The organism is Vibrio sp. LQ2 (assembly GCF_023920125.1).
Lineage (GTDB): Bacteria > Pseudomonadota > Gammaproteobacteria > Enterobacterales > Vibrionaceae > Vibrio > Vibrio fluvialis.
In genome coordinates this window covers 4,560,981-4,572,010 of sequence record NZ_CP085308.1, presented here as the reverse complement: position 1 = coordinate 4,572,010, position 11,030 = coordinate 4,560,981, and the positions used below count along the sequence as shown (strand labels likewise).

General features: G+C 52.4%; 2 protein-coding genes, 4 tRNA genes, 4 rRNA genes, 1 pseudogene and 1 other annotated feature. Of the genes and pseudogenes, 10 read left to right on the top strand and 1 reads right to left on the bottom strand.

Annotation, left to right across the window (positions count from 1 at the left end; all coding sequences use genetic code 11):
- Positions 1–88 (top strand) — a sequence feature (16S ribosomal RNA rRNA prediction is too short).
- 67 nt (positions 89–155) lie between these two features.
- From LGV68_RS21425 to LGV68_RS21380, 10 genes and pseudogenes are all read left to right on the top strand, one after another.
- Positions 156–231, top strand: a tRNA-Glu gene (locus LGV68_RS21425).
- Between the two features lies 1 nt (position 232).
- Positions 233–308: transfer RNA gene (locus tag LGV68_RS21420), tRNA-Lys, on the top strand.
- A 28-nt stretch (positions 309–336) separates the two neighbouring features.
- Positions 337–412 (top strand) — tRNA-Val (locus LGV68_RS21415).
- Positions 413–940: 528 nt separating this feature from the next.
- Positions 941–2,493, top strand: a 16S ribosomal RNA gene (locus LGV68_RS21410).
- Positions 2,494–2,628: 135 nt separating this feature from the next.
- Positions 2,629–5,516: ribosomal RNA gene (locus tag LGV68_RS21405) — 23S ribosomal RNA — on the top strand.
- Positions 5,517–5,609: 93 nt separating this feature from the next.
- Positions 5,610–5,725, top strand: a 5S ribosomal RNA gene (gene rrf, locus LGV68_RS21400).
- Together the 16S, 23S and 5S rRNA genes form the textbook arrangement of a ribosomal RNA operon.
- Before the next feature lie 10 nt (positions 5,726–5,735).
- A pseudogene (locus LGV68_RS21395) lies at positions 5,736–6,803 on the top strand (EAL domain-containing protein); the annotation flags it as partial.
- An 11-nt stretch (positions 6,804–6,814) separates the two neighbouring features.
- Positions 6,815–8,929, top strand: a complete 2,115-nt coding sequence (locus LGV68_RS21390) for a type I secretion system permease/ATPase (RefSeq protein ID WP_252536017.1) — start codon at positions 6,815–6,817, stop codon at positions 8,927–8,929.
- Between the two features lie 42 nt (positions 8,930–8,971).
- Positions 8,972–9,087: ribosomal RNA gene (gene rrf, locus LGV68_RS21385) — 5S ribosomal RNA — on the top strand.
- Between the two features lie 32 nt (positions 9,088–9,119).
- Positions 9,120–9,196: transfer RNA gene (locus tag LGV68_RS21380), tRNA-Asp, on the top strand.
- 461 nt (positions 9,197–9,657) lie between these two features.
- Here LGV68_RS21380 and pssA read toward each other — a convergent pair.
- Positions 9,658–10,998, bottom strand: a complete 1,341-nt coding sequence (gene pssA, locus LGV68_RS21375) for a CDP-diacylglycerol--serine O-phosphatidyltransferase (protein WP_024374528.1) — start codon at positions 10,996–10,998, stop codon at positions 9,658–9,660.
- Positions 10,999–11,030 lie beyond the last annotated feature (32 nt).

The window sequence follows — 11,030 nt, the reverse complement described above, 5'->3', positions numbered from 1 at the left end:
GAGGACGCTTGCCACTTTGTGGTTCATGACTGGGGTGAAGTCGTAACAAGGTAGCGCTAGGGGAACCTGGCGCTGGATCACCTCCTTATACGAATGATTATTGCGATGAGTGTTCACACAGATTGATACGGTTTAAATGTGAAGAGTATCTTAGTGTCCCGTTCGTCTAGAGGCCTAGGACACCGCCCTTTCACGGCGGTAACAGGGGTTCGACTCCCCTACGGGATACCACGGGTCGTTAGCTCAGTTGGTAGAGCAGTTGACTTTTAATCAATTGGTCGCAGGTTCGAATCCTGCACGACCCACCATTTCCTGCCACAGGAAATCAAATAATGTGGGCGATTAGCTCAGTTGGGAGAGCACCTGCCTTACAAGCAGGGGGTCACTGGTTCGAACCCGGTATCGCCCACCACTCTCTAAGAATTTTTGGATAGGATAGCCAAACCACTTCAGTAAAACGGGTGTGGTTCGGATTTCTGACGCTGAGAATCCTTAGAAAGTGTTTCTTTCGATAGAAAGTGGCATAGCTCTTTAACAATTTGGAAAGCTGACAAAACAACAATTTATTGTTGTTTGTAAAGTTCTCAATGTATTCCTGATGGAATACACCAACAAACACATTCAAGTGTGCTTGGTATCGAAGCTTACTGATTCAGTAAGTCTTCAAATTGAGTCCGGCAAAATCAGTCACACACTCATGAAAAATAAATGTGTGACACCTAGGTTGTTTAACGACAACCCGAAACTCCTTCGGGTTGTATGGTTAAGTGACTAAGCGTACACGGTGGATGCTAAACCTATCAATCTGTGTGGGCACTCGTTGATGATAATCGCAAAAGATTTATCAATGAACTGAGTGACCAATTTGATACTTCGGTATCGAGCACAGTCAATTCAACATTACGTAGTAATGTTATCAGTATTCATTGAGCCAAAACTTTAATTGAAGAGTTTGATCATGGCTCAGATTGAACGCTGGCGGCAGGCCTAACACATGCAAGTCGAGCGGCAGCGACAACATTGAACCTTCGGGGGATTTGTTGGGCGGCGAGCGGCGGACGGGTGAGTAATGCCTGGGAAATTGCCCTGATGTGGGGGATAACCATTGGAAACGATGGCTAATACCGCATGATAGCTTCGGCTCAAAGAGGGGGACCTTCGGGCCTCTCGCGTCAGGATATGCCCAGGTGGGATTAGCTAGTTGGTGAGGTAAGGGCTCACCAAGGCGACGATCCCTAGCTGGTCTGAGAGGATGATCAGCCACACTGGAACTGAGACACGGTCCAGACTCCTACGGGAGGCAGCAGTGGGGAATATTGCACAATGGGCGCAAGCCTGATGCAGCCATGCCGCGTGTATGAAGAAGGCCTTCGGGTTGTAAAGTACTTTCAGCAGTGAGGAAGGAGGTATCGTTAATAGCGGTATCTTTTGACGTTAGCTGCAGAAGAAGCACCGGCTAACTCCGTGCCAGCAGCCGCGGTAATACGGAGGGTGCGAGCGTTAATCGGAATTACTGGGCGTAAAGCGCATGCAGGTGGTTTGTTAAGTCAGATGTGAAAGCCCGGGGCTCAACCTCGGAATTGCATTTGAAACTGGCAGGCTAGAGTACTGTAGAGGGGGGTAGAATTTCAGGTGTAGCGGTGAAATGCGTAGAGATCTGAAGGAATACCGGTGGCGAAGGCGGCCCCCTGGACAGATACTGACACTCAGATGCGAAAGCGTGGGGAGCAAACAGGATTAGATACCCTGGTAGTCCACGCCGTAAACGATGTCTACTTGGAGGTTGTGGCCTTGAGCCGTGGCTTTCGGAGCTAACGCGTTAAGTAGACCGCCTGGGGAGTACGGTCGCAAGATTAAAACTCAAATGAATTGACGGGGGCCCGCACAAGCGGTGGAGCATGTGGTTTAATTCGATGCAACGCGAAGAACCTTACCTACTCTTGACATCCAGAGAACTTAGCAGAGATGCTTTGGTGCCTTCGGGAACTCTGAGACAGGTGCTGCATGGCTGTCGTCAGCTCGTGTTGTGAAATGTTGGGTTAAGTCCCGCAACGAGCGCAACCCTTATCCTTGTTTGCCAGCGAGTAATGTCGGGAACTCCAGGGAGACTGCCGGTGATAAACCGGAGGAAGGTGGGGACGACGTCAAGTCATCATGGCCCTTACGAGTAGGGCTACACACGTGCTACAATGGCGCATACAGAGGGCGGCCAACTTGCGAAAGTGAGCGAATCCCAAAAAGTGCGTCGTAGTCCGGATTGGAGTCTGCAACTCGACTCCATGAAGTCGGAATCGCTAGTAATCGTGAATCAGAATGTCACGGTGAATACGTTCCCGGGCCTTGTACACACCGCCCGTCACACCATGGGAGTGGGCTGCAAAAGAAGCAGGTAGTTTAACCTTCGGGAGGACGCTTGCCACTTTGTGGTTCATGACTGGGGTGAAGTCGTAACAAGGTAGCGCTAGGGGAACCTGGCGCTGGATCACCTCCTTATACGAATGATTATTGCGATGAGTGTTCACACAGATTGATAAATTGAGTCCGGCAAAATCAGTCACACACTCATGAAAAATAAATGTGTGACACCTAGGTTGTTTAACGACAACCCGAAACTCCTTCGGGTTGTATGGTTAAGTGACTAAGCGTACACGGTGGATGCCTTGGCAGTCAGAGGCGATGAAGGACGTAGTAACTTGCGATAAGCTCAGATTAGGCAGTAACAGCCACTTGAGTCTGAGATTTCCGAATGGGGAAACCCAACTGCATAAGCAGTTACTGTTAACTGAATACATAGGTTAACAGGGCGAACCGGGGGAACTGAAACATCTAAGTACCCCGAGGAGAAGAAATCAACCGAGATTCCGATAGTAGCGGCGAGCGAAATTGGATTAGCCCTTAAGCTTTACATGCGTCAGGTGAAGGTTCTGGAAAGGACCGCGAAACAGGGTGATAGCCCCGTAGCCGACAGCGCATGTTCAGTGAAATCGAGTAGGGCGGGACACGTGTTATCCTGTCTGAATATGGGGGGACCATCCTCCAAGGCTAAATACTCCTGACTGACCGATAGTGAACCAGTACCGTGAGGGAAAGGCGAAAAGAACCCCTGTGAGGGGAGTGAAATAGAACCTGAAACCGTGTACGTACAAGCAGTAGGAGCCTCTTCGTGGGGTGACTGCGTACCTTTTGTATAATGGGTCAGCGACTTATATTCAGTGGCAAGGTTAACCATTTAGGGGAGCCGTAGGGAAACCGAGTCTTAACTGGGCGTTCAGTCTCTGGATATAGACCCGAAACCGGGTGATCTAGCCATGGGCAGGTTGAAGGTTGAGTAACATCAACTGGAGGACCGAACCGACTAATGTTGAAAAATTAGCGGATGACTTGTGGCTAGGGGTGAAAGGCCAATCAAACTCGGAGATAGCTGGTTCTCCCCGAAAGCTATTTAGGTAGCGCCTCGGACGAATACTACTGGGGGTAGAGCACTGTTAAGGCTAGGGGGTCATCCCGACTTACCAACCCTTTGCAAACTCCGAATACCAGTAAGTACTATCCGGGAGACACACGGCGGGTGCTAACGTCCGTCGTGGAGAGGGAAACAACCCAGACCGCCAGCTAAGGTCCCAAATTACAGCTAAGTGGGAAACGATGTGGGAAGGCTCAGACAGCTAGGATGTTGGCTTAGAAGCAGCCATCATTTAAAGAAAGCGTAATAGCTCACTAGTCGAGTCGGCCTGCGCGGAAGATGTAACGGGGCTAAGCTGTAAACCGAAGCTGCGGCAATGCGATTTATCGTATTGGGTAGGGGAGCGTTCTGTAAGCCGTTGAAGGTGTGTTGTAAAGCATGCTGGAGGTATCAGAAGTGCGAATGCTGACATGAGTAACGACAAGGGGGGTGAAAAACCTCCCCGCCGGAAGACCAAGGGTTCCTGTCCAACGTTAATCGGGGCAGGGTAAGTCGACCCCTAAGGCGAGGCCGAAAGGCGTAGTCGATGGGAAACGGGTTAATATTCCCGTACTTCTTACAATTGCGATGGGGGGACGGAGAAGGCTAGGTGGGCCTGGCGACGGTTGTCCAGGTTCAAGTGCGTAGGCTTGAGGGTTAGGTAAATCCGGCTCTCTTTAAGGCTGAGACACGACGTCGAGCTACTACGGTAGTGAAGTCATTGATGCCATGCTTCCAGGAAAAGCCTCTAAGCTTCAGATTGTAAGGAATCGTACCCCAAACCGACACAGGTGGTCGGGTAGAGAATACCAAGGCGCTTGAGAGAACTCGGGTGAAGGAACTAGGCAAAATGGTACCGTAACTTCGGGAGAAGGTACGCTCTTGATGGTGAAGTCCCTCGCGGATGGAGCTGATGAGAGTCGCAGATACCAGGTGGCTGCAACTGTTTATTAAAAACACAGCACTGTGCAAAATCGTAAGATGACGTATACGGTGTGACGCCTGCCCGGTGCCGGAAGGTTAATTGATGGGGTTAGCGTAAGCGAAGCTCTTGATCGAAGCCCCGGTAAACGGCGGCCGTAACTATAACGGTCCTAAGGTAGCGAAATTCCTTGTCGGGTAAGTTCCGACCTGCACGAATGGCGTAATGATGGCCACGCTGTCTCCACCCGAGACTCAGTGAAATTGAAATCGCTGTGAAGATGCAGTGTACCCGCGGCTAGACGGAAAGACCCCGTGAACCTTTACTACAGCTTGGCACTGAACATTGAACCTACATGTGTAGGATAGGTGGGAGGCTTTGAAGACGTGACGCTAGTTGCGTTGGAGCCGTCCTTGAAATACCACCCTTGTATGTTTGATGTTCTAACTTAGCCCCGTTATCCGGGGTGAGGACAGTGCCTGGTGGGTAGTTTGACTGGGGCGGTCTCCTCCCAAAGAGTAACGGAGGAGCACGAAGGTGGGCTAATCACGGTTGGACATCGTGAGGTTAGTGCAATGGCATAAGCCCGCTTAACTGCGAGAATGACGGTTCGAGCAGGTGCGAAAGCAGGTCATAGTGATCCGGTGGTTCTGTATGGAAGGGCCATCGCTCAACGGATAAAAGGTACTCCGGGGATAACAGGCTGATACCGCCCAAGAGTTCATATCGACGGCGGTGTTTGGCACCTCGATGTCGGCTCATCACATCCTGGGGCTGAAGTCGGTCCCAAGGGTATGGCTGTTCGCCATTTAAAGTGGTACGCGAGCTGGGTTTAGAACGTCGTGAGACAGTTCGGTCCCTATCTGCCGTGGGCGTTGGAAGATTGAAGGGGGCTGCTCCTAGTACGAGAGGACCGGAGTGGACGAACCTCTGGTGTTCGGGTTGTGTCGCCAGACGCATTGCCCGGTAGCTAAGTTCGGAATCGATAACCGCTGAAAGCATCTAAGCGGGAAGCGAGCCCTGAGATGAGTCTTCCCTGACAGTTTAACTGTCCTAAAGGGTTGTTCGAGACTAGAACGTTGATAGGCAGGGTGTGTAAGCGTTGTGAGGCGTTGAGCTAACCTGTACTAATTGCCCGTGAGGCTTAACCATACAACACCCAAGGGGTTTTGTATTGGACTCAAAGCTAAGCGCATAAGAATGTGTTGTGAGAACGAAAACAGCTTTCCGAATTTTAAGAATTTGCTTGGCGACCATAGCGTTTTGGACCCACCTGATTCCATTCCGAACTCAGAAGTGAAACGAAACAGCGTCGATGGTAGTGTGGGGTCTCCCCATGTGAGAGTAGAACATCGCCAGGCTTTAAAAGAGAAAGGCTACGAAGCGGGCGACGGCATGGTGCGCGATTTGGCCGCGCAGCTCAAAGCCACCGTCACCACGCCAAACGCCACCATTGCGCGCATCTCCACCGATGAGTTCGGTTTGATTTTGCCTAACCTGGATGAGAGCGAGCTGCGTCTGGTGGCCGATGGCCTCATCAACGCCATTCAGGTGGTCAACCCTGATCCGACCGGCATGGCCGCGGCGGATGCGTCGCTGGGTGTGGTGCACAACAAAGAGAGCAAAACCTCGACCGAGATGCTCTCACTGCTGGATAACGCGGTGGCCACGTCCAAAGCCAATCCGGAGCTGAAGTACGGTTTTGTCACCAGTGCCACCCATCAGGTGGTGATGGGCAAACAGCAATGGAAAGCGCTGGTTGAAGAAGCGATTCATCACGACTGGGTCACCTTCCGCTTCCAGGCGGCCAACCACAGCGACGGCCAGACCTTCCACCGTGAAGTGTTCTCGGCGATTGAAAAAGACAACGTGCGCTACAGCGCCAACCAATACCTGTTTGCCTTAGAGCAACTGCACGCCAGCCACCTGTTTGACCAGTACGTGTTGCAGGCCATGGTGGAGAAACTCGACGCCGGCGAGCTGACCGACACCCTCGCCATCAACATCGCGCAAAGCAGCATCGAGCAGCCGAGCTTCATTCGTTGGGTCACCCAACTGCTCGCGCGCCACAAAGCCGTGTGCGACAAACTGCATTTTGAAATTCCCGAGAGCTGCTTTGTCAACGCGCCCCATCACACCGCCCTGTTCTGTCATGCGGTGCGCAGCGCGGGCGCTGGCTTTGGGGTCGACAACTACGGCCGTAACTTCCAGTCGCTCGATTACATCAACGAGTTCCGTCCGGATTACGTCAAACTCGACTACCTCTTCACTCATCACCTGGATGACGAGAAGCAGAAATTTACCCTCACCTCCATTTCGCGCACCGCGCACGATTTGGGCGTCACCACCATTGCGTCACGGGTCGAGACCCAAGTGCAGCTCGATTTTCTGTCGGAGCATTTTATCGATGTGTTCCAAGGTTTTATTGTGGATAGATAAGGATGCGCGGAATGCAAGACACGCTGCTCAATGCCCTGATATACGTCAGCCGTTATTACGGCCTCGCCAATTCGCCGGAGGCGCTGGTCAACGGCCTGCCGCTCTCCGACGGTAAGCTGACGCCGTTTTTATTTCCGCGCGCCGCCGAGCGGGCGGGTCTGGTCGCCAAAGAGAACCGCTCGGCGCTCCAGGCCATTCCACATCTGGTGTTTCCGGTGGTGCTGCTGCTCAAAAGCGGCGAAGCGTGCGTGCTGAGCAGCATCAACGAAGAGAAGCAGGAAGCGGAAATCGTCACCGCCGAATCGGGCATGGTACCGGTCGCCTACCCGCTGGCAGAGCTCGCCGAGCGCTACATCGGCCGCTACTTCATGGTCAAAAAGCAGTTTCGCTTTGATGAACGCTCACCGGAAGTGCTCAAGACCCGCCACGGTCACTGGTTCTGGGGCACCATCTGGCAGTCAAAACGCATCTACCGCGACGTTCTGGTGGCCTCAGTTCTGATTAACCTGTTTGCCATCGCCGCGCCGATGTTCACCCGTCTGGTGTACGACAAAGTGGTGCCCAACCTCGCGTTTGAGACCCTGTGGGTGCTGGCCAGCGGCGTGTTCATCATCTTCTTGTTTGATTTGACCCTCAAGCTGCTGCGCAACTACTTCATCGACGTGGCGGGGAAAAAGTCCGACATTCTGATTTCCTCCAAACTGTTTGCCAAAGTGATGGGCATTCGTATGGAGTCGCGCCCGCCGTCGGTCGGCGCCTTTGCGCGTCACCTGCAGGAGTTTGAGTCAATCCGCGAGTTCTTTACCTCGGCGACCATCGCCTCTCTGATTGACCTGCCGTTTGCGCTGCTGTTTCTGATTCTGATTTGGCTGATGGCCGGCAATCTGGTGCTGGTGCCGGTCGCCGGCGTGGTGATTCTGATTGTCTACTCGCTGCTGATTCAGGCGCCGCTGCGCCGCGCGATTGAAGAAGGCTCGCGCCTCGCCTCGCAAAAGTACGCCAACCTGATTGAGAGCCTGGCGGGGCTTGAAACCCTCAAACTGTTCGGCGCGCAGAGCCAGTTTCAGTACCGCTGGGAAGAAGCGGTGGCGCACATGGCCAACTGGAACATCAAAAGCCGCCGCATCACCGACGGGATTCAGAACACCGCCGGCTTTGTCCAGCAATCGTCGAACGTCGGCATGATTATTCTCGGTGTCTACCTGATTGCCGAAGGTGACCTCACCATGGGCGGGCTGATTGCCGCCACCATGCTGAGCGGGCGCGCGATTGGGCCGCTGGTGCAGCTGTCGCTGCTCTCCACCCGCTACAATCAGGCCAAATCGTCGCTGACCATCATTGAGCAGGTGATGGCGATGCCCGACGAACAAGAAGAAGGCAAACGCTACATTCACCGCCCGATGATTCAGGGCAAGATTGAGCTCGATAAAGTGACCTTCCACTACCCGAACTCGCCAGTGGCCTCGATTCGTGACCTCAGCCTGACCATCAATCCGGGCGAGAAAGTCGCCATCATTGGTCGCATCGGCTCGGGCAAAACCACCTTAGAGCGCCTCATCATGGGCCTCTACCAGCCCACCGAAGGTCACGTGCGCATTGACGATACCGACATTCAGCAGCTGCACCACATTGATGTGCGGCGCAACATCGGCTGTGTGCCGCAAGAAAGCGTGCTGTTTTACGGCACCATTCGCGACAACATCACCCTCGGGCGCCCGCTGGCTGACGACCGCGACGTGATGGACGCTGCCAACCGCGCCGGCGTGACCGTGTTTACCCAACAAGATCCGGCAGGACTGGAGCGTCAGGTCGGTGAAGGCGGCCTGCTGCTCTCCGGCGGTCAGCGTCAGGCGGTCGCCATTGCCCGCGCCCTGCTCGGCCGTCCGCCCGTGCTGCTGATGGATGAGCCCACCAGCGCGATGGACAACCGCTCTGAGCTGCAAATCAAACATCAGCTCAGTCAGCTCACCCCGAGTGAGACACTGGTGCTCATCACCCACAAAACCACCATGCTGGATGTGGTCGACCGGGTGATTGTGATGGAGAAAGGCTGCATCATCGCCGACGGCCCGAAAGAGATGGTGCTCAATGACCTGCGCCACGGCAAAGTGAGAGTGGTGCAGTAATGTTGTGAGAACGAAAACAGCTTTCCGAATTTTAAGAATTTGCTTGGCGACCATAGCGTTTTGGACCCACCTGATTCCATTCCGAACTCAGAAGTGAAACGAAACAGCGTCGATGGTAGTGTGGGGTTTCCCCATGTGAGAGTAGAACATCGCCAGGCTTTAAATTTAGACTCTTGAGTCTAACCAGTGCGGAGCGGTAGTTCAGTTGGTTAGAATACCGGCCTGTCACGCCGGGGGTCGCGGGTTCGAGTCCCGTCCGCTCCGCCACTTATTTAAGACCTCAGCAGCAATGCTGGGGTTTTTTACTATCTGGGAGTTGCTAAACCTCCACACTCTCCAGACTCACTGAGCGCTTCGCGCTCCTCTTTTTCTCGCCCTTACGCTTTGTCACTCTTAAGCGTTATTCCTAACGGGTCGCTACCTCTCTCAGGGTCTTACCCCTCAGCTTTGTTGTCATCGCGCCTCTGTTTGGCAAAGATAGACCTGGCTTATCTTGCTTGGCATTGCTCAGGTTGGCTTCAGACTGGTGCACTACAGAACCTTGTCTTCATGAATTGCGGGGACTTTTCTTTGCTAATCAAGCCTGTCAGTGGAAGCTTACGCCCATCAGTTCACGTTGATGAGACTTATCCGGGCCGCAAAATAGTACTCTCTTGATGCGTGGTTGGGGGATAGCAAAGATATAAAAAAGCCGATGCTGGGCATCGGCTTTTCAGAGTGTTTGATAATCAGAGAATCTGTTTGAGCACTCGATCGGCTTTGACCCGCGTAATTTTACGAATCAGGCGCTGAACGGTTTCTGGATAGTTCTCAAGCTTCTCAATTTGTTTGTACGTACAAACCAGTTGAGTGTGCTGGAGAATGTTTTGTACTTCCTGTTCAAAACGCTCAGTCAGGTGATGATAATCATCAGTGATCAGAATTGCGTTCTCTAAGTCTAGCTTCCAGGCGCGTGGATTAAGGTTGTTGCCAGTGATGAGCATATACCGTTTATCCACCCAGATTCCTTTCAAGTGGAAACTGTTATCCCCATCTTTCCACAGATGGATAGAGAGTTTGCGGCTGGCGATATTCGCTTCGTTGATTTTCGCAAATCGACGCAGGTTAAGTTCATACAAATACGGCAATCCACCAATGGTTTTAAACTCTTGCGTCGGTGGAATATAGAAGTCATTCGCCGTTTTATCACCCACCACAATATGGACTTTCACGCCGCGTTTAATGGCTTTACGCACTTCCTTGGCGACGCCTTTCGGGAAATTGAAATACGGTGTGCAGATGAAGATTTCATCTTTAGCCTGAGCAATCAGCTGAACGATGTATTGATTCAGGCGGTTGCGGCGTTTGCCGATACCGACCAACGGCGTAATGCCCACTTGATCAGGTGATACCTGCTGCGATTCAAAATCGTACCCAGCTTGAGATAGCGTCGCGCGGAACTGGCGAATATCGGTTTTAATTTCTTTGGTGGTTGGCTTGCTGTGACATGCGAGATCGTTGACCGCCGGGTGAGCCAGCATCTGCTGCTGAATGAACGCGACCATACTGTCGGCCAACACTTGGTTTTCTATCGTATGATAACGGTCAAAGCGGTAACGTTCTTTGTAATGCAAATAGACGTTGTTAAGGCTGGCGCCGCTGTAGATCACTTGATCATCGATAATGAAGCCTTTTAGGTGTAGGACACCAAAGACTTCTTTGCCACGAACGGGAATACCATAAACCGGAATGCAATGGTCATACTGATCTTTGAAAGATTTGTACATCGCCGCATTGCCTTCGGAAGAAGCCGCGCCGATAAGGCCGCGTTGGGCACGGTGCCAGTCAACACAAATATTGATGTCCAGGCCGGGATTACGTTGCTTCGCTTCATACAGCTCAGTGAGAATTTCGCGACCAGCATCATCATTCTCTAAATAGAGCGCCACTATGTAGATACGCTTACTTGCCTGACGAATCGACTCAATCAGATGAGTGCGGAATTCTTTGGCAGAGAACAAAATACCAAACTTATTCGGATCTTGCGCAATAGTTGGTAGCTGTTCGAATGGGTTTCTACGAGCAATCATAGGGATGCTTTACCTTACGTACGTGCAAAATT